This is a genomic window from Xanthomonas sp. SI (genome assembly GCF_014236855.1).
Lineage (GTDB): Bacteria > Pseudomonadota > Gammaproteobacteria > Xanthomonadales > Xanthomonadaceae > Xanthomonas_A.
The window spans coordinates 2679027-2697818 of sequence record NZ_CP051261.1; the positions used below are offsets into that span (position 1 = coordinate 2679027).

The window sequence follows — 18792 nt, forward strand, 5'->3', positions numbered from 1 at the left end:
CTCAGTTCAACGTGCCGGCGAAGGCACGGGTACGGTAGTGGACATCGACCAGGCCATCGACCTGGTGGCGATCGAACAGCGCGCGCAGCGCGGCCAGCATCGGCGCGTGGCGCGGATGCCCGGCCAGCGGCGCATAGGAGGAGGACAGCAGGCGCCCGCGCAGGCCGTCGTAGTCCAGCTTCTGCACGTTCGGGAACTGGGCGGTGCCGCGCAGCCCGGCACCGAACCAGCGCTGCATCGTCGCATCGTCGTGGTAGCGCTCGGCCACCGCGCTGTAGTCGGTGCCGTAGTCGAGCAGCAATTGTTCGTAGTCCTGCAGGAACGGGGTGCCGTCGAGCAGGCGCGAGTTCCAGTACACCAGGGCCAGCCCGCCGGGACGCAGCACGCGCGCCCATTCGCGGCGGACCGCGTCCAGGTCGAACCAGTGGAAGGCCTGCGCGGCGCTGATCAGGTCGACGCTGGCGGCGGGCAGGGTGGTGGCCTCGGCGCTGCCGTCGACCGCGGTGAAGCCGGGAAGGTCGCGCAGCAGAGTCTCGGCGGCAGCGCGCATCGCCGCGTTCGGCTCCACCGCCAGCGTCGGATGCCCGGCCTGCAGGAACATGCGGGTGGAAATGCCGGTGCCGGCGCCGATGTCGGCGACCTGCGCGTCGCGCGCCACGCCGAGTTCCCCGTGCACCCAGTCCAGCAGCGCCGGCGGATAGTCGGGGCGGTAGCGGACGTAGTCGGCGACGCGGTCGCTGAAGCGTTCGCGCGGAGCGGAGGCGTCCATCGGCTCAGGCCTGGGTGCTGGCGAACCAGGCCAGCCCGCCGAAGAACAGCACGAACGCCAGCACCGACAGGATCGCGATAATCACCGCGGCCCAGCCCAGGATCAGCCCGCCGACCGCCAGTCCGTCGCCCTGGAAGCGCTGCGGCTGGCGGCGGATCTCGGCGCGTGCCAAGTGTCCGGTAATGATCGCGCCGAGGCTGCCGAGCACCGGCATCAGGGTCCAGCCGAGGATGCCGGCGACCAGGCTGACCACGGCGAGGGAATTGGTTTCGCGTACGCCACTCATGTGCGGATCCTCGTGAAGGGGGCAGCGGGTTCGCTCGCATGCACGGTGCCCGAATTATCCCAGAAGCGCGCCTGCCGTGCGCCGTTCATCCGCGCACGCGGCCATGGCGCAACGCATGTGCCCACGCCGGCTGGCCGTTGCGTTCGGACTGCAGCGCGGCGCTGGCGTGGTCGTAGTCGACCGCTAGCAGCTGCGCATCCCAGCGGCCGTTGCGCTGTTCCAGGATCGCGTAGCGCGCCTGCGGCGTGCCGGTTTCGACCCGGTACGGCTGCGGATGCGCCTCGGCGTAGGCGGGCAAACCGACGCTGCCCGGATTGCACAGCAGCCGCCCGTCGTCCAGGCGCAGCGTGCGCGGTACATGGCTGTGCCCGCACAGCACCAGCGGCGCCGGCGGTGCGGCACCGAGCCGTTCGCGCACGCGTTGCGCGCTGGCCGGCAGCAGCTGCGGTGCGACCAGTTCGTCGAGCAGCCAGCACAGGTCGTCGTGCGGGGTGCCATGGCACAGCAGCGCCTGCGGAAGCGACAGCGTCGCAGGCAGACCGTCCAGCCAGTGCCGTTGCGCCGGCGTCAGCTGCGCATGCGCGTAGGCATCGCTGGCGCCCATCGCCGCGGGCACCAGGTCGCGCAGCTGGCGCTCGTGGTTGCCACGCACCGTGGGCAGCGCCAGCGGCAGCAGCCGCTCGGCGGTTTCGCGCGGCCACAGCGGACCGGACACGATATCGCCGAGATTGACGATCCGCTCCACGCCGCGCCGCCCGATATCCGCAAGCACCGCCTCCAGTGCGGGCAGGTTGCCGTGGATGTCGGACAGGGCGGCGAGGCGCATCGCTTACAGGTCGAACTTGATGCCCTGCGCCAGCGGCAGCGAGTCGGAGTAGTTGATCGTGTTGGTCTGCCGGCGCATATACACCTTCCACGCGTCCGAGCCGGATTCGCGGCCGCCGCCGGTGTCCTTCTCGCCGCCGAACGCACCGCCGATCTCCGCACCGGAGGTGCCGATGTTGACGTTGGCGATGCCGCAGTCGCTGCCGGCCGCCGACAGGAACTTCTCCGCCGCCTTCAGGTTCTGGGTGAAGATCGACGAGGACAGGCCCTGCGGCACGCCGTTCTGCAGGTCGATGGCCTCGTCCAGGCTGCTGTACTTCATCACGTACAGGATCGGCGCGAAGGTCTCGTGCTGCACCACCTCGTCGCCGTTGTGCAGGCCGGTGACGATCGCCGGCAGCACGAAGTTGCCCGGCCGGTCCAGTGCGGTGCCGCCGGTCTCGACGGTGCCGCCGGCGGCCTTGGCCTTCTCGATCGAGGCCAGGAACTGCTCGACCGCGCCGCGGCTGTTCAGCGGCCCCATCAGGTTGGCCGGGTCGGTGGGGTCGCCGATCTTGCCTTCGACCTGCTTGTAGGCCTTGAGCAGCGTCGCCAGCACGGTGTCGTAGATCGATTCGTGCACGATCAGCCGGCGCGTGGTGGTACAGCGCTGGCCGGCGGTGCCGACCGCGCCGAACACGATCCCGGGGATCGCCAGTTTCAGGTCGGCGCTCTCGTCGAGGATGATCGCGTTGTTGCCGCCCAGCTCCAGCAGGCAGCGGCCCAGGCGCCGCGCGCACTTCTCGGCGACGTTGCGCCCGACCTGGGTCGAGCCGGTGAAGCTGATCAGCGCGATGCGCTTGTCCTCGACCAGGGTTTCGGCCAGTTCGGTGCCGGCGTCGTTGATCAGGAAGAAGATGTCCGGGAAGCCGGCGTCGCGCAGCGCTTCGTTGCAGATCTTCATCGACGCGATCGCGGTCAGCGGCGTCTTGTTGGACGGCTTCCACAGGCAGATGTCGCCGCAGATCGCCGCCAGAAAGGCATTCCACGCCCACACCGCGACCGGGAAGTTGAACGCGCTGATGATGCCGACCAGGCCCAGCGGCTGGTACTGCTCGTACATGCGGTGGCCGGGACGCTCGGAGTGCAGCGTGTAGCCGTATAGCATGCGGCTCTGGCCGACCGCGAAATCGGCGATGTCGATCATCTCCTGCACTTCTCCGTCGCCCTCGGGCTTGCTCTTGCCCATTTCCAGCGCGACCAGCGACCCCAGCGCGTCCTTGTGCTTGCGCAGCGCATCGCCGCACAGCCGCACCGCCTCGCCGCGGCGCGGCGCCGGCGTGGTGCGCCACACCTTGAACGCGGCCTGCGCGCGGGCGACCACGGTCTCGTAGTCCTGCACGGTGGTCGCCTGCACTTCGGCGATGACTTCGTTGCTGGACGGGTTCAGCGGCTGCAGCACGCCGGCGCCGGTAGCCGTGGACCACTCGCCGTTGCCGAGATAGGTGCCGGAATTGGACGCGGTCAGGCCGAGCGCCTTGAGCAGGTCAGCGGACATGGAATCTCCTGGGGTTCGTTGCGACAGGGAGGGCGACCGCAGGCGGGGGACGCGGGACGCGATTAGCCCGCAATTTTAGCAGACCGGGCGGGCCCGGCCGCATCCGCCGCGCGCCGCGGCGGGCTTGGCAAGCGCGGCGATCGTGCGACAATGCGCCCGGCCAAGGCCCCGTAGCTCAGCTGGATAGAGCGGTCCCCTCCTAAGGGACAGGTCGTGCGTTCGAATCGCGCCGGGGTCACCACCGCAGTGGGCATGTGCGCAAGCGCGGCGAATCGCCGATGCCGGTAGTGCATGCAGGCACTGCCTTCGATGCTGCGACATGGCAACGGCCGTCACGCCGCTGCCGCCCATGCGGCGCCGTCCTGGCCTAACACCGTCTACACCCCTCGTCGACGTCGGCTGAGCGCCTCGCTCCGTAACCTGCACCATGTCCGCCAATGCAGGAGCGGATGCAGACGCGGTGCCGGCTCCTGCATGGCTGGATGTGCGACGACGGGTTTGCCTTGTTGCAGCTTGCGGCCGCCTGAATCGGCCGCAGCGCCGCATCACGATGCGGCCTGGTTGCGTGTCCACATCCCGGATGGCGGGCTCCACCTCGTTCCGACCGTCGATGGCGGCCGTGTTAAGCCCACCCGCGAATGCGAAGCAGGAGTAAGCCAATGAATAGAGCCTTGAAGCTTGTGTTGATCGGTTCGATGCTGGCGGCCTTGGCCGCTTGCCATCGTGATGGCGACAAGAACACGCAGGACCAGAACGCCGCGACGCCGCCAGCGGCGGCCGACGGTAGCCCGGCGGGCGGCAGCAGCGCGCCGCCGGCCGCTACCAGCGGCGACGCGACCGGCACGGCGACCGGTACCGATCCGAGCCAGGGGACGCCCCCGGCGACGCCCACCACACCGACCACCGATCCGCAGTCGCCGACCAGCGATCCGCAGCAACAGCAACAGCCGCCGGCGGACAATCAGCAGCATTGACGAAGGTGCAAGGCGCGCGGACGAAGAATCCGCGCGCCTTGCGCGATCTCCGACCTCGGGTGCCTTCCGTCCATTGTCCGCTACCCGGAACCGTGCGGTCGAAGGGCATAGCCACGCCACTGAACACAACGCAACCGCACGCCGTTTTTGTCGGTGCGAACATGAGACCGCACAAACGGGTTTCTACAGTGCGACGCATGAATCCCGTATTCGCTGCGCTCGGCATGATGCTCCTGACAGTGGTCGCGCTGGTCGCGTCCGAACTGTCCAGGATGGTGGACAAGATCGTGGAATGGTTACGCCATTCGGCGAAGCCGCGACGATCGACCTGGCGGCGTGGCAAGTCCGGTCACCTGGCCCGGCCGCGCCAGTGAGCGCCGCAGCGCCGCTAGCAAGCTTCCGCCGCGTCGGCGTCGGATAGTAACTTTTGCAACGGATCCATCCGGGTGCGACGCGCATGCCGCCTTGCGGCAGACAGCGCTTGACAGCACCCCGGCGCATGATGTCCTCTTGCGCCCATGCCCAACGTTCTCGCCCTCGTCACCAGCTTCGTGCCGCCCGCGCTTCGGCGCCCGGCCGCATGCTGCGCGGGCATTACCACCGGTATTACCACCCACACCATTCGCCCGGTGCGGCCCGTCGTTTTCGCGTAACTGTCGAAACCCACGGCCCCGCACCCGGATCAGGATGCGGGGGAACCCGTCGGCCTGATGCGAGCGGGGCCTCCACTCCGAGGTCTCCCATGCCGTCCCCCGCAGTCGCTTCCGCTCCCGCCGCAGACCCCGCGCTCGCCGCGCGCACCGTCGTCCACAAATTCGGCGGCACCTCGGTGGCCGATGCCGAACGCTATCGCCATGTCGCGCAGCTGCTGCTGGCGCGCCCGGAAACCCTGCAGATCACCGTGGTCTCGGCGATGAAGGGCGTCACCGATGCGCTGATCGGGCTGGCCGAACTGGCCGCCAGCGAGAACAGCGACTGGCGCGAACGCTGGCACGAGACCCGCGCGCGGCACCGCGCCGCGGCGGTGTCGCTGCTCGGCGAGCACGCCGGCATCACCGTGGAGTGGCTGGATGCGCGCTTCGATCATCTCGCCGAGATCCTCGGCGCGCTGGCGGTGATCGGCGAACTGCCGCGCGAGGTGCTGGACCGGGTGCAGGGCCTGGGCGAGGTGTACTCGGCGCAACTGCTGGGCGAGCATCTGCGTGCGCTGGGCGAGGATTGCGCGGTGCTGGACGCGCGCGAGGTGCTGGTGGTGGATCGCGGCGAACTGGGCGTGGACGTGGATTGGGAGGCCAGCGCGGCGCGCCTGTCGGCGTGGCGAGAGCAGCATCCGCAGCAGCGCGTCGTGGTCACCGGCTTCGTCGCCCGCGACCGCGCGGGCCGCATCACCACGCTTGGCCGCAACGGCAGCGACTACTCCGGCGCGATCTTCGCCGCCCTGTTCGATGCCGACGAACTGCATATCTGGACCGACGTGGACGGCGTGCTGTCGGCCGACCCGCGGGTGGTGCCCGAAGCGGTGCAACTGGAAACGCTGAGCTACGACGAGGCCTGCGAGCTGGCCTATTTCGGCGCCAAGGTGGTGCATCCGCAGACCATGTCGCCGGCGATCGAGCGCGGCCTGCCGATCATCATCCGCAACACCTTCCAGCCCGAACATCCGGGCACCCGCATCACCGCCAGCAGCGCCAGCAGCGGCCCGATCAAGGGCCTGACCCTGAGCCCGGACCTGGCGGTGCTGAACCTGGAAGGCACCGGCCTGATCGGCGTGCCCGGCACCGCCGAGCGCGTGTTCGCCGCGCTGCGCAACGCGCGGGTGTCGGTGGTGATGATCTCGCAGGGTTCCTCGGAACATTCGATCTGCTGCGTGGTGCGGCAGAACGAATGCGAACGCGCGCGCGATGCGCTGCTGTCGGCGTTCGCGCACGAGCTGGTGGTCGGGCAGGTGCAGCGCGTGCAGCTGACTACCGGCATCAGCGTGCTGGCCGCGGTCGGCGACGGCATGGCCGGGCAGCCGGGCGTGGCCGCGCGCCTGTTCGAATCGCTGGGCCGCGCCCAGGTCAACATCCTGGCGATCGCGCAGGGGTCGTCGGAGCGCAACATCTCGGTGGCGATCGACAGCGCGCACGCGACCAAGGCGCTGCGCGCGGCGCATGCCGGGTTCTGGCTGTCGCCGCAGACCTTCTCGGTCGGGGTGATCGGCCCCGGCAACGTCGGCGCGGCGCTGCTCGACCAACTGCGCGTCGCGCAGCCGCAACTGTTGGCCAAGGCCAACCTCGACCTGCGCCTGCGCGCGATCGCCTCGCGCAGCACGATGCGCCTGGAAACCCGCGCGATCACCGGCGACTGGCGGCAGGCCTTCGCCAGCGGCCCGCAGCCCACCGACCTGGATGCGTTCACCGCGCACCTGCTGTCGGCGCACCTGCCGCATGCGGTCATCATCGATTGCAGCGGCAGCGCTGACGTCGCCGACCGCTACGCCGGCTGGCTCGCCGCCGGCATCCATGTGGTCACCCCGAACAAGCAGGCCGGCGCCGGGCCGCTGGCGCGCTTCCATGCGATCCGTGCCGCCGCCGAGAGCAGCGGTGCGCGTTTCCGCTACGAGGCCACGGTCGGCGCCGGCCTGCCGGTGATCACCACGCTGCGCGACCTGGTCGATACCGGTGACGAAGTCACCGCGATCGAGGGCATCTTCTCCGGCACCCTGGCCTGGCTGTTCAACAAGTACGACGGCAGCGTGCCGTTCTCGCAACTGGTCACCGACGCGCGCGGCATGGGCTATACCGAGCCGGATCCGCGCGACGACCTGTCCGGCACCGACGTGGCGCGCAAGCTGGTGATCCTGGCGCGCGAGGCCGGGCGCGAACTGAGCCTGGAGGACGTGGCGGTGGAGAGCCTGGTGCCGGAGGCGCTGCGCCAGGCCAGCGTGGAGGATTTCATGGCGCGGCTGCACGAAGTGGATGCGGCGTTCGCGCAACGCCTGCAGGCGGCCAGGGCGCGCGGCTGCGTACTGCGCTACGTGGCGCAGCTGGCGCCGGACCGCGCGCCCAGCGTCGGCCTTGTGGAATTGCCGGCCGAGCATGCCTTCGCCAACCTGCGCCTGACCGACAACGTGGTGCAGTTCACCACCCGCCGCTATTGCGACAATCCGCTGGTGGTGCAGGGGCCAGGTGCTGGTCCGGAAGTCACCGCCGCCGGCGTGTTCGCCGACCTGCTGCGGGTGGCGGCGGGCGAGGGCGCACGGCTGTGAGCCAGGCGCAGACCTCGCCGGCGCCGCAGTCCGCTGCCCGCGCCGTGCCGCGCGAGGCGCGCGCCTTCGCGCCGGCCTCGGTGGCCAATGTGGCGGTGGGTTTCGATCTGCTGGGCTATGCGGTGGAGGGTGTCGGCGACACGGTGAGCGTGCGCCGCATCGATGCGGCGGAGGTGCGTATCGCCGCGATCCGCGGCACCACGGTGGCGTTGCCGCTGGAGGCTGCGCGCAACACCGCCGGCGCGGCGCTGATCGCCTTGCGCGAGGCATTGGCGCTGCCGTTCGGCTTCGAGCTGGAGATCGACAAGGGCATCCCGCTCAGCTCCGGCATGGGCGGTTCGGCGGCCTCGTGCGTTGCTGCGCTGGTGGCGGCCAATGCATTGCTGGATGCGCCGTTGTCGCGCGAGCAGCTTTATCTGTATTCGCTGGAGGGCGAGGCGGTGGCCAGCGGCAGCCGCCACGGCGACAACCTCGGCCCGATGTTCCTGGGCGGGCTGGTGCTGTCCACGCTGCAGCGGATGGTGCCGGTGCCGGTGCCTGCGGCTTGGCACAGTCTGCTGGTGCATCCGGATGCGGTACTGGAGACGCGCCGCGCGCGCGAGGCGCTGGCCGGCGAGTACCGGCTCGGCGAATTCGTGGCGCAGAGTTCGAATCTGGCGCTGGTGCTGGCGGGCTGCCATGCCGGCGACGAGGCGCTGGTGCGCGCGGGCTTGCGCGACGTGCTGATCGAGCCGCGGCGTGCGCCGTTGATCGTCGGTTTCGATGCGGCCAAGGAGGCCGCGTTGGCGGCGGGTGCGATGGGCGCGAGCATTTCCGGCGCCGGCCCTAGCGTGTTCGCTTGGTTCCCGACGCGCGCGGCGGCCGAGGCGGCCGCGCCGGCGGTGCAGACGGCATTCGCGGCAGCCGGCTTCGACAGCCAGCATTGGGTATCGCCGCTGCAGTGTCCGGGCGCCCGATTGCTGTAGCGGCGCGTAGCTCGCTGTTGCTGTTGCTGTTGCTTTCGAGGTTGTTTTTGCTGTTGCTCTTGTTGTTGCTTTTGCTGTTGCCGTACCGGGTTCCCTTCCGAAGCGGCGGCCATGGCGGGGAAAAACCCCGAAGGGGCGGCGCACATGGATGTGCGCCGTTCGCGGCAGGGGCAGGATGCCCCTTCCGCGAATCCCCGTCATGGACGCGGACCCGGAGCGCGCAGCGCGGAGGGCGCTAGGCAGGGCGCGCTTTCTTTTGGTTACTTTTCTTTGCGCGAGCAAAGAAAAGTGACTCGCCGCAAGGCGAAAGCCTTTGCCTCTGCTTTTGCTTTGGTCTGAAGATTCAAAGCAAGAGCAAGAGCAAAGCTTCCGCTGACGCGGGTCACTTTTCTTTGCTTGTGCAAAGAAAAGTAACCAAAAGAAAGCACACCCGGGCGGCGCGCCCTCCGCGCTGCGCGCTACGGGTGCGCAAGCAGGATGGGAATTTTCGGAAGGCACATCCATGTGCCTGCCGAAAACGACGCGCATCCTGCGCGTCGCCCCCTTCGGGGGTTGTACCCATCCTGCTTGCCGCGCCTCACGGGAGATCGAAAAGCAAAAAAAGCAACAGCCGAAGCAAGGGCAGAGCAACAACAAGAGCAATAACCAAGCAGTGCCACAGTCACGGATGACAGTGCGATCGAATTCCCCCTGCCGATGGAACCACCATGAACTTCATTTCCACCCGTAATGCCGCGCCTGCCGCCAGCCTCAGCCAAGCCATCGCCGCCGGCCTGGCGCCCGATGGCGGGCTGTACGTGCCCGAGCGCATGCCGCCGGCGCGCGAACTGCGTCCTGGCGCCAGCCTGACCGAGACCGCCGCGACGCTGCTGGCGCCGTTCTTCGACGGCGACGCGCTCGCCGCCGAGCTGCTGGCGATCTGCGCCGAAGCTTTCGATTTCGATGCGCCGCTGCAGCCGCTGGCCACGCCCGGCGACCATGCGCTGGAGCTGTTCCATGGGCCGACCGCCGCGTTCAAGGACTTCGGCGCGCGCTTCCTGGCCGCCTGCCTGGCGCGGTTGCGCCGCGATGCCGCCACGCCGCTGACCATCCTCGTCGCCACCTCCGGGGATACCGGCGCCGCGGTCGCCGCCGCCTTCCATCGCCAGCCCGGGCTGCGCGTGGTGGTGCTGTATCCGGACGGGCGCGTGTCGCCGCGGCAGGCGCACCAGTTGGGCTGCTTCGGCGACAACATCCAGGCGCTGCGCGTGGCCGGCTCGTTCGACGACTGCCAGGCGCTGGTCAAGCAGGCCTTGAACGATGTCGACCTGCAGGCGCAGGCGCCGCTGAGTTCGGCCAACAGCATCAGCCTGGGCCGGCTGCTGCCGCAGATGAGCTATTACGCGCATAGCGCGCTGGTGCATTACGCCGGGCGTGCGCAGCCGCTGAACCTGGTGGTGCCGACCGGCAACCTGGGCAATGCGCTGGCGGCGATCCTGGCGCGCGGGCTGGGCGTACCGCTGGGCCGCATCGTGCTGGCGACCAATGCCAACCACGTGCTGCCGGACTATTTCGCCGGCGCCGACTACGCGCCGCAGCCCAGCGTGGCCACCGTCGCCAATGCCATGGACGTCGGCGCGCCGAGCAATTTCGAGCGCCTGCGTTGGCTGTACCGCGGCGACGATGCCGCGTTGCGCGCGCAGTTCCAGTCCTATTCGGTGGACGATGCGCAGATCCGCCAGCTGATCGGCGAGCGCTTCCGCCGCTACGGCGAAGTGCATTGCCCGCATACCGCCACCGCGTTGCACGTGTTGCAGCAGATCCGCGCCGAGGGCGCCGAGGCCGATGCCGGCGATTGGGCGGTGGCGGCGACCGCGCATCCGGCCAAGTTCGAGGCGGTGGTCGAGCCGCTGATCGGCCAGCCGGTGCCGGTACCGCCGGCGTTGGCCGCCTTGTTGCACCGGCCGGCGCACGCCGAGCCGATCGCGCCGGACTACGCGACGCTGCGCGCGCGCCTGCTGGCCGGCTGAGACCGGCCGCTGCCGCCTGACCCGGCAGCGGCGGCGCCGCTGTCCGGGCCGCCGCGCTGCAGCCTGCGCTCCGCGCGCACGGCGGCGCGCGGTCCGCGGCGCAGAGTCAGTCCTGATCCTGCGGCTGCAGCCGCAACCAGGCGGCCTGCACCACGCTGCGGACCTGCAGCCAGTCCAGGCGCGAGCGCGGGTGGTCGCGCAGGAACACGTCGCGCAGCTGCGGGGCGACATCCTCGAAGCGCTGGCCGTGGTACTTCAGGTAGGCGTCGTAGGCCAGTTTCAGCGCCGGCTCGTAGTCGGTGAACGTATGCCCGGGCTGGTGGAACGGGGCCTGGGCGAAATGCGCCTTCCAGTAATCCAGCTCCCTTTCGCGGTCCAGCACCACGCAGGCGCGTGGGTCGTGCAGCACATCGATGGCGACGAGCATGGTTGCCCTCCCAGTGGTTCCCCCCTCCGGCACCGCGGCGGCGCCGCAGGTGTATCGCGGCGCAAGTCTATGCCTGGGCGCGTGGCAAGGCATGGCCGCGGTCTGAAGCATTCACGGATGGGCGGCGGACAGGGTCTGCACCGGTCCGCGAGCGTCGGTCCGCTTGGGCCGCGCCCTCAGGCTACAACCAGCTCCGCGGTTCGAAAGCTGTCGCGGCCCGCCGGGTTGTCCACAGCGCATGTGGAGCGTTGCCCTGGAAACCTGTGGATAAGTCGGTGCGGGCGTGGTGGTGCAAGGCGTAGACAGGGACTGGCGAAAAAATCGCCGCCGTCCATCGGCTCACGCTTCGTCGGACGCCAGCCGGTGCAGTGCGGCGAAGTCGCGGATCTCGACCACGTGCAGCTGCGGCAGCGCGATCAGGCCTTGCTGGCGCAGCTTGGTGAAGGTGCGGCTGACCGTTTCCATGGTAAGGCCGAGATGGTCGGCGATATCGCCGCGGCCCATCATCAAGGTCACGGTGTTGCCCGGATCGCCTCGGCTGGCGGTGCGCGCCGCCAGCTTCAGCAGGAAGTCGGCGAGCTTTTCCATCGGTTGCAGGCGCGCCAGCGACAGCGCCGCATCCTGAGCCGCGTCCAGTTCCAGGCAGGCGCGCTGCAGCAGTTTGCGTTCCAGCTGCGGGTACTGCGTGCGCAGCAGTCGCATATTCGCCACCGAAACCCGGCACACGCGGCTGTCGGCGATCGCTTCGATGTCGTTGCGGTATTTCTCCGATTCGCTCAGGCCCACGTAGTCGCCCGGCAGCACGAAGCCGACCACCTGGCGGCGGCCGTCGGCCAGGGTGCGGACCAGGCGCAGCGCGCCGGAGGTGACGGTATAGACCGCTTGCCGCGCCTCGCCGGTGCGGACCAGGGTGGCGCCGGCGGCGTAGGACAGCGAGGTGGTCACCTGCTCCAGCGCCTGCACTTCGTCGCAGGCCAGCGCCGAGCAGATCGCCAGGTGGCGCACGGCGCAATGCATGCATTCGTGCGCGTTCGGATCGCGGGCCGCGGCGGGTTCGGCATAGGGCAGGGCGAAGCCGGGGACGGTCCGGTGCATGCGCTTGGCGGGCGGAGTGGTCACGCCGGGATGATACGCCGATACGTTCGCCGGCACCCCGGTACGGCTAGAATTGGCGTCTGTTTGCCCCCAAGACGCAGGAGTTTTGCACGTGATCAAGCCCCGTACGCCGCCCGGCATCATGGAATTGCTGCCGCGCGAGCAGATCGCGTTCCAGCGCATGCTGGACGTCATCCGCCGCAACTACGAGCGGTTCGGGTTCCTGCCGGTGGAGACGCCGGTGTTCGAACTGTCCGACGTGTTGCTGACCAAGTCCGGCGGGGAGACCGAGCGCCAGGTGTATTTCGTGCAGTCCACCGGCGCGCTGGCCAATGCCGAGGCCAGCGGCGAGGGCGGGCTGCCGGAACTGGCGCTGCGCTTCGACCTGACCGTGCCGCTGGCGCGCTACGTGGCCGAACACGAGCACGAGCTGAGCTTCCCGTTCCGCCGCTACCAGATGCAGCGCGTGTACCGCGGCGAGCGCGCCCAGCGCGGCCGTTTCCGCGAGTTCTACCAGTGCGACATCGACGTGATCGGCAAGGATGCGCTGAGCATCCGCTACGACGCCGAAGTGCTGGCGGTGATCCACGCGGTGTTCGCCGAACTGGGCATCGGCGCGTTCGCGGTGCAGTTGAACAACCGCAAGCTGATGCGCGGCTTCTTCGAGAGCCTGGGCGTGGCCGAGGGCGAGCGCCAGTTGGCGGTGCTGCGCGAGGTCGACAAGCTGGACAAGCGCGGCGCCGACTATGTGCGCGAGACGCTGGCCGGGGAGGGTTTCGCCATCCCGGCCGAGCAGGTCGAGCAGATCCTGGCCTTCGTCGCGGTGCGCTCCAGCGGCCACGACGACGCGCTGGCACGGCTGGATGCGCTGGACGCGGCGGCCGCCTCGAGCGCGACGCTGCGCGAGGGCGTGGCCGAGCTGCGCGAGGTGCTGGCCCTGGTCAAGGCGCTGGGCGTGCCGGAAACCGCGTACTGCCTGAACTTCTCCATCGCCCGCGGCCTGGACTACTACACCGGCACCGTCTACGAGACCCTGCTGACCGACTACCCGCAGATCGGCTCGATCTGCTCGGGCGGACGCTACGAAGACCTGGCCAGCCACTACAGCAAGTCCAAGCTGCCGGGCGTGGGCATCTCCATCGGCCTGACCCGCCTGTTCTGGCAACTGCGCGAGGCCGGGCTGATCGAGGGCATCGCCTCCAGCAGCGTGCAGGCGATGGTGGCGCTGATGGACGAGGCCAAGCTGGACGACGCGCTGGACATCGCCCGGCGGCTGCGCGTCGGCGGCATCAATACCGAAGTGCAGATGGAGCCGAAGAAGGTCGGTAAGCAGTTCCAGTACGCCGCACGCGCCGGCATCCGCTTCGTGGTGCTGGCCGGCGACGACGAACTGGCGCGCGGCGTGGTTGCGGTCAAGGACCTGGTGCGCGAGCAGCAGTTCGAGGTCGCCCGCGACGAACTGGCCAGCGCCCTGCTGGTCGAGCTGGAGCAGGCCAAGGTCATGCCCTGAGCGGGTTTGCCGAGCGTGGTGTGGCGCAACCGGGACGGTCGCGCCGCATGTCCCTTGTGGGAGCGACTTCAGTCGCGACGCGGATGATCAGGGCCTGTCGCTACTGAAGCCGCTCCTGCGCCTTTGGGCCTATGCGGTGGGTGTGAGTGCCTGTCGCGGCTGAAGCCGCTCCTACAAAGTGCACGAAAGCGCGCACACGCCGCCCCCTGTAGGAGCGGCTTCAGCCGCGACAGATCGCATGGCGCCCTCGCGCTCATCGGTGATCGAACACATCCACACAACGCCCCTGCACGCCGCGGCTTGACCCGGCCTGTCCAATCGCGCTAATGTACTAACACGCTATTACATTATCGCAATGAAACAACGACCCGCCACGCAACCCGATCGCGACAGCGACACCTCGTTCAAGGCGCTTTCGCGCGCCTTGGCCCACCTGAGCAAGCCGCAGGAGGTCGCCGCGTTCCTGCAGGACCTGTGCACGCCGGCCGAGCTGGAGGCGATGTCCGACCGCTGGCGGGTGGTGCCGCTGCTGCTCAAGGGCGTCCCGTACCGCGAGATCCACGAGCTGACCCAGGTCAGCGTGACCACCATCGGCCGCGTCGCGCGGACCCTGGAATACGGCGCCGGCGGCTATGCCACGGCGCTGCGCCGGCAAGCGGCGCGCCCCTCCGATTCCCATTGAGATGTCCTGATGAGTGCTTCCCTGGCAGCGCCGGCGCGTGACCGGCTGCGTATCGCGATCCAGAAGAGCGGCCGCCTGGCCGAGCCGGCGCGGGCGGTGCTGGCCGCCTGCGGGCTGAGCTGGCGCGAGAGCCGCGACAAGTTGTTCTGCTACGGCGAGTCGCTGCCGGTGGACCTGTTGCTAGTGCGCGACGACGACATCCCCGGGCTGATCGCCGACGGCGTCTGCGATTTCGGCATCGTCGGCCGCAACGAGCTGGAAGAGCAGGCCGGCGAGCGCCGCCGCAACGGCCTGCCGGAAGCCTACCGCGCGCTGCGCGGACTGAACTTCGGCCAGTGCCGGCTGATGCTGGCGGTGCCCGACAGCTGGGAGTGGACCGGCTCGGAGCAATTGCAGGGCAAGCGCATCGCCACCAGCTATCCGGCGGTGCTGGCCGACTGGCTGGAAGCGCGCGGCCTCGACGCGCAGGTGGTGGAACTGTCCGGCTCGGTGGAAATCGCGCCGCGCCTGGGCACCGCCGACCTGATCTGCGACCTGGTGTCCAGCGGCGCGACCCTGGCCGCCAACCAGCTCAAGCCGGTGGAGACGTTGCTGGAAAGCGAGGCGGTGCTGGCCGGGCCGGTGCGCGAACCGGGCGACGCCCGCGCCGCGCTGGCGGCGATGCTGCTGCGCCGGCTCGACGGCGTGCTCAAGCTGCGCGACAGCAAGCTGCTGATGTTCCGCGCCTCGCGCGATCACGTCGCCGAACTGACCCGGCTGCTGCCCGATGCCGACCCGCTGGTGCAACTGCCCGGCGACGGCGATGGCCCGCTGCAGTTGCAGACCATGTGCCACGGCGCGATCACCTGGCAGCGCATGGAGGAACTGGAGCGCGCCGGCGCGCAGGGGCTGATGGTGTTGACGGTGGAGCGCTCGCTGGCATGAACCGACTGGATTGGAATTCGCTCGACGCGCAGGCGCGCACGCAGGCCCTGACCCGGCCGGCGCAGACTGTCGCCGCGCAGACCCGCGCCGCGGTGGCGCAGCTGCTGGACGACGTGCGCGGCCGCGGCGATGCCGCATTGCGCGAGATCACCGCGCGTTTCGACGGCGTGGTGCTGCAGAGTTTCGAAGTCGGTGCCGACGAGTTCGCCGCCGCCGAAGCGGCGGTGCCGCCAGTGCTGCGCGAGGCGATGGCGCAGGCCGCGGCGCGGATCGAGACCTTCCATCGCGCCGGCATGGCGCAGCCCTATGCGGTGGAAACCGCGCCGGGCGTGGTCTGCGAGCGGGTAGTGCGGCCGATCGGCCGGGTCGGCCTGTACGTGCCGGCCGGCAGCGCGCCGCTGCCGTCCACCGCGCTGATGCTGTGCGTGCCGGCGGCGCTGGCCGGTTGCCGCGAGGTGGTGCTGTGCACGCCGCCGCGCGCCGACGGCTCGGCCGATCCGGCGGTGCTGGTCGCGGCGAAGCTGACCGGCGTGGATCGCGTGTTCAAGCTCGGCGGCGCGCAGGCGATCGCGGCGATGGGTTTCGGCACCGAGTCGGTGCCGTCCTGCGACAAGCTGTTCGGGCCGGGCAACGGCTACGTCACCGAGGCCAAGCAGCAGGTGGCACAGGCCGGCGCGGCGGCGATCGACATGCCGGCCGGGCCGTCCGAGGTGCTGGTGATCGCCGATGGCGGCGCCGACGCCGCGTTCGTCGCCGCCGACCTGCTGTCGCAGGCCGAGCACGGCCCGGACTCGCAGGTGCTGCTGCTGTCCGACAGCGCCGAGCTGATCGATGCGGTCGAGGACGAGATCGAGCGCCAGCTGGCGACGCTGCCGCGTGCGGCGATCGCGCGCCAGGCGCTGGCCGCCTCGCGGCTGATCCAGGTCGGTACGCTCGAGGACGCCTTCGCGATCAGCAACCGCTATGCGCCCGAGCACCTGATCCTGGCGTTGCGCGAGCCGCGCGGCTGGCTGGAGCGGGTCGAGGCGGCCGGCTCGGTGTTCCTCGGCGATTTCACCCCGGAAGCGCTGGGCGACTATTGCAGCGGCACCAACCACGTGCTGCCGACCAACGGCGCGGCGCGCGCCTACAGTGGGGTCAGCGTCGCCAGCTTCCAGAACTTCGTCAGCGTGCAGAGCGCCAGCCGCGCCGGCATCGCCGCGATCGGCGCCTGTGCGGTGATCATGGCGCGCGCCGAAGGCCTGGACGCGCATGCCAATGCGGTGGCGCTACGGATGGAGAAGGCGGCATGAGCGCGCCGAACGACACGCAGATGCCGGGATCGATGCTGGCGCTGGTCCGCCACGACCTGCGCGACTTCGCCGGCTATTCCTCGGCGCGCAGCAGCGCGCTGCACGGCGAGGTCTGGCTCAACGCCAACGAATCGGCCTGGGCCAACCCCGCCGACCGCGACGCCGGCAACCGCCGCTATCCGGATCCGCAACCGCCGGCGTTGCGAGCGGCGCTGGCGTCGCTGTACGCCTGCGCGCCAGAGCAGTTGCTGCTCGGCCGTGGCAGCGACGAGGCCATCGACCTGCTGCTGCGCGCGCTGTGCGAGCCGGGCCGCGACGCGATCGTGATCACCCCGCCGGTGTTCGGCATGTATGCGGTGTGCGCGCGGCTGCAGAACGCGCGCATCGTCGACGTGCCGTTGCGCGAGGATGCGACCGGACTGGTTACCGACGTCGATGCGGTGGTCGATGCGGCGCTGAGCCAGATGGCCAAGCTGGTGTTCCTGTGCTCGCCGGGCAATCCCAGCGGGGCGGCGATCCCGCTGGCCGACATCGAACGTGCCGCCGAACGCCTGCATGGGCGCGCCTTGCTGGTGGTCGATGAGGCCTACGGCGAATTCTCTGATGTGCCGTCGGCGACCACGTTGCTGGCGCGGTATCCCAACCTGGCGGTGTTGCGCACGCTGTCCAAGGCGCATGCGCTGGCCGCGGTGCGGATCGGCTGCGTGATCGCCGATCCGGCGCTGATCGCGGTGCTGCGCCGCTGCCAGGCGCCGTACCCGATTCCGGCACCGTGCACGCAGCTGGCGTTGGCCGCGCTGCAGGCCGAGCCGTTGCGGCAGACCGCGGCGCGCGTGGCCGAGATCCGCCGCGAGCGCGAGCGCATGTCCGCCGCGCTGGGCGCGCTGCCCGGCGTGCGCCGCGTGTATCCTTCGCAAGGCAACTTCCTGCTGCTGCGCTTCGACGATGCCGAAGCCGCGTTCCGCGGCTTGCTCGGCGCTGGCGTGGTGGTGCGCGACCAGCGCGCCGCGCCGACCCTGGGCGATGCGCTGCGCATCACCCTCGGCACCGCGGAGCAGAACCAGCGCGTGTTGGGTGCGCTGCAGGCGGGGAGGGCGGCGGCATGACCCCGATCCTGTTCGTCGACCGCGACGGCACCCTGATCGAGGAGCCGGCCGATTTCCAGATCGACGCCTACGAGAAGCTGCGCTTCGTGCAGGGCGTGATCCCGGCGATGCTGAAATTGCGCGATGCCGGCTACCAGTTCGTCATCGTCACCAACCAGGACGGCCTGGGCAGCGACGCCTATCCGCAGGCCGCGTTCGACGGCCCCAACGACCTGATGCTGCAGATCTTCGCCAGCCAGGGCATCGCCTTCCGCGAGGTGCTGATCGACCGCAGCTGGCCGGCCGACAACGCGCCCACGCGCAAGCCCGGCATCGGCCTGATGCTGCCGTACCTGCAGGACCGCAGCATCGACTGGGTGCGTTCGGCGATGGTCGGCGACCGCCTCACCGACATCCAGTTCGCCGAGAACCTGCGCATCCGCGGCTTCCAGCTGAAGACCGAGCAGTTCGGCGGCGACTGGGACTGGGTCGGCATCGCCCACGAATTGGCCGACGCGCCGCGTCGCGCCACCGTGCAGCGCGATACCAAGGAAACCCGGATCCGCGTCGAGATCGATCTGGACCTGGCGCGCGATCCGCACTGCGCCACCGGCCTGCCGTTCTTCGACCACATGCTCGAGCAGATCGGCAAGCACGGCGGCTTCGCCCTGGACGTGCGCGCCGAGGGCGACCTGCATATCGACGAACACCACACCATCGAGGACACCGGCCTGGCGCTGGGCCAGGCCTTGCGCCAGGCGCTGGGCGACAAGCGCGGCATCGGCCGCTACGGCTTCGATCCGCCGGACAGCCCGTGGCCGGCCGCCGACGCCGCTGGCCGCGCCGGCTTCACCTTGCCGATGGACGAGACCCTGGCCAGCGCCGCGCTGGATTTCAGCGGCCGCCCGTACTTCGTCTTCGAAGGCGAGTTCAAGCGCGAGCGCGTCGGCGACCTGCCGACCGAACTGGTGCCGCATTTCTTCCGTTCGCTGTGCGATGCCGCGGGCCTGAACCTGCACCTGCGCGTGCACGGCGACAACGACCACCACAAGGTCGAAGCCTGCTTCAAGGCATTGGCGCGCGCCTTGCGCCAGGCGCTGCGCCGCGAGGGCGTCGCGCTGCCTTCGACCAAGGGTGTGCTGTGATGCGCGCGTGTTCTGCG

The 18792-nt window shown here is 69.9% G+C and carries 17 protein-coding genes and 1 tRNA gene; 12 read left to right on the plus strand and 6 right to left on the minus strand.

Annotation, left to right across the window (positions count from 1 at the left end):
• Nucleotide 1 precedes the first annotated feature (1 nt).
• From HEP75_RS11140 to HEP75_RS11155, 4 genes are all read right to left on the minus strand, one after another.
• A complete protein-coding gene (locus HEP75_RS11140) occupies nucleotides 2–769 on the minus strand; it encodes a class I SAM-dependent methyltransferase (RefSeq protein WP_185823588.1) in 768 nt (255 codons plus the stop codon).
• A 4-nt stretch (nucleotides 770–773) separates the two neighbouring features.
• The gene (locus HEP75_RS11145; RefSeq protein WP_185823589.1) at nucleotides 774–1055 is read right to left on the minus strand and encodes a DUF4190 domain-containing protein; all 282 of its coding nucleotides are present in this window, start codon (nucleotides 1053–1055) and stop codon (nucleotides 774–776) included.
• A gap of 85 nt (nucleotides 1056–1140) precedes the next feature.
• Entirely contained in the window at nucleotides 1141–1881 is a 741-nt protein-coding gene (locus HEP75_RS11150) for a metallophosphoesterase family protein (RefSeq protein WP_185823590.1), read from the minus strand.
• A 3-nt stretch (nucleotides 1882–1884) separates the two neighbouring features.
• Nucleotides 1885–3417 (minus strand): aldehyde dehydrogenase family protein, encoded by a 1533-nt coding sequence (locus tag HEP75_RS11155; RefSeq protein ID WP_185823591.1) that lies wholly within the window; start codon nucleotides 3415–3417, stop codon nucleotides 1885–1887.
• Between the two features lie 164 nt (nucleotides 3418–3581).
• Between HEP75_RS11155 and HEP75_RS11160 the strand changes: the two genes are divergently transcribed.
• The 6 genes from HEP75_RS11160 to thrC all read left to right on the plus strand — a co-directional run bounded on the left by HEP75_RS11160 (nucleotide 3582) and on the right by thrC (nucleotide 10615).
• Nucleotides 3582–3658: transfer RNA gene (locus HEP75_RS11160), tRNA-Arg, on the plus strand.
• A gap of 418 nt (nucleotides 3659–4076) precedes the next feature.
• A complete protein-coding gene (locus tag HEP75_RS11165; RefSeq protein ID WP_255423826.1) occupies nucleotides 4077–4391 on the plus strand; it encodes a hypothetical protein in 315 nt (104 codons plus the stop codon).
• A gap of 197 nt (nucleotides 4392–4588) precedes the next feature.
• Nucleotides 4589–4765, plus strand: a complete 177-nt coding sequence (locus tag HEP75_RS11170; RefSeq protein WP_185823592.1) for a hypothetical protein — start codon at nucleotides 4589–4591, stop codon at nucleotides 4763–4765.
• A gap of 368 nt (nucleotides 4766–5133) precedes the next feature.
• On the plus strand, nucleotides 5134–7641 hold the full coding sequence (gene thrA / locus HEP75_RS11175) for a bifunctional aspartate kinase/homoserine dehydrogenase I (protein WP_185823593.1): 2508 nt from the start codon (nucleotides 5134–5136) through the stop codon (nucleotides 7639–7641).
• A complete protein-coding gene (locus HEP75_RS11180; protein WP_185823594.1) occupies nucleotides 7638–8606 on the plus strand; it encodes a homoserine kinase in 969 nt (322 codons plus the stop codon). Before thrA ends, HEP75_RS11180 begins: the two co-directional genes overlap by 4 nt.
• A gap of 707 nt (nucleotides 8607–9313) precedes the next feature.
• Entirely contained in the window at nucleotides 9314–10615 is a 1302-nt protein-coding gene (gene thrC / locus HEP75_RS11185; RefSeq protein WP_185823595.1) for a threonine synthase, read from the plus strand.
• A gap of 106 nt (nucleotides 10616–10721) precedes the next feature.
• Here thrC and HEP75_RS11190 read toward each other — a convergent pair whose 3' ends face one another.
• Nucleotides 10722–11042 carry a hypothetical protein gene (locus HEP75_RS11190; protein ID WP_185823596.1) on the minus strand — a complete coding sequence of 107 codons (321 nt, stop codon included), beginning with the start codon at nucleotides 11040–11042 and terminating at the stop codon, nucleotides 10722–10724.
• Nucleotides 11043–11381: 339 nt separating this feature from the next.
• Nucleotides 11382–12137 (minus strand): helix-turn-helix domain-containing protein, encoded by a 756-nt coding sequence (locus HEP75_RS11195; protein WP_255424099.1) that lies wholly within the window; start codon nucleotides 12135–12137, stop codon nucleotides 11382–11384.
• Nucleotides 12138–12249: 112 nt separating this feature from the next.
• On the opposite strand from HEP75_RS11195, the gene hisS reads away from it, so the two are divergent.
• From hisS to hisB, 6 genes are all read left to right on the plus strand, one after another.
• Entirely contained in the window at nucleotides 12250–13647 is a 1398-nt protein-coding gene (hisS, locus tag HEP75_RS11200; RefSeq protein WP_185813007.1) for a histidine--tRNA ligase, read from the plus strand.
• Between the two features lie 355 nt (nucleotides 13648–14002).
• The gene (locus tag HEP75_RS11205) at nucleotides 14003–14329 is read left to right on the plus strand and encodes a YerC/YecD family TrpR-related protein (protein ID WP_179564306.1); all 327 of its coding nucleotides are present in this window, start codon (nucleotides 14003–14005) and stop codon (nucleotides 14327–14329) included.
• Nucleotides 14330–14338: 9 nt separating this feature from the next.
• Nucleotides 14339–15253 carry an ATP phosphoribosyltransferase gene (gene hisG, locus HEP75_RS11210; RefSeq protein ID WP_185823597.1) on the plus strand — a complete coding sequence of 305 codons (915 nt, stop codon included), beginning with the start codon at nucleotides 14339–14341 and terminating at the stop codon, nucleotides 15251–15253.
• On the plus strand, nucleotides 15250–16545 hold the full coding sequence (gene hisD, locus HEP75_RS11215) for a histidinol dehydrogenase (RefSeq protein ID WP_185820230.1): 1296 nt from the start codon (nucleotides 15250–15252) through the stop codon (nucleotides 16543–16545). The genes hisG and hisD overlap by 4 nt, the downstream gene beginning before the upstream one ends.
• Complete coding sequence (hisC, locus tag HEP75_RS11220) at nucleotides 16542–17651, plus strand: histidinol-phosphate transaminase (protein ID WP_185823598.1); 1110 nt, start codon at nucleotides 16542–16544, stop codon at nucleotides 17649–17651. Before hisD ends, hisC begins: the two co-directional genes overlap by 4 nt.
• Entirely contained in the window at nucleotides 17648–18775 is a 1128-nt protein-coding gene (hisB, locus tag HEP75_RS11225; protein ID WP_185823599.1) for a bifunctional histidinol-phosphatase/imidazoleglycerol-phosphate dehydratase HisB, read from the plus strand. Before hisC ends, hisB begins: the two co-directional genes overlap by 4 nt.
• Nucleotides 18776–18792 lie beyond the last annotated feature (17 nt).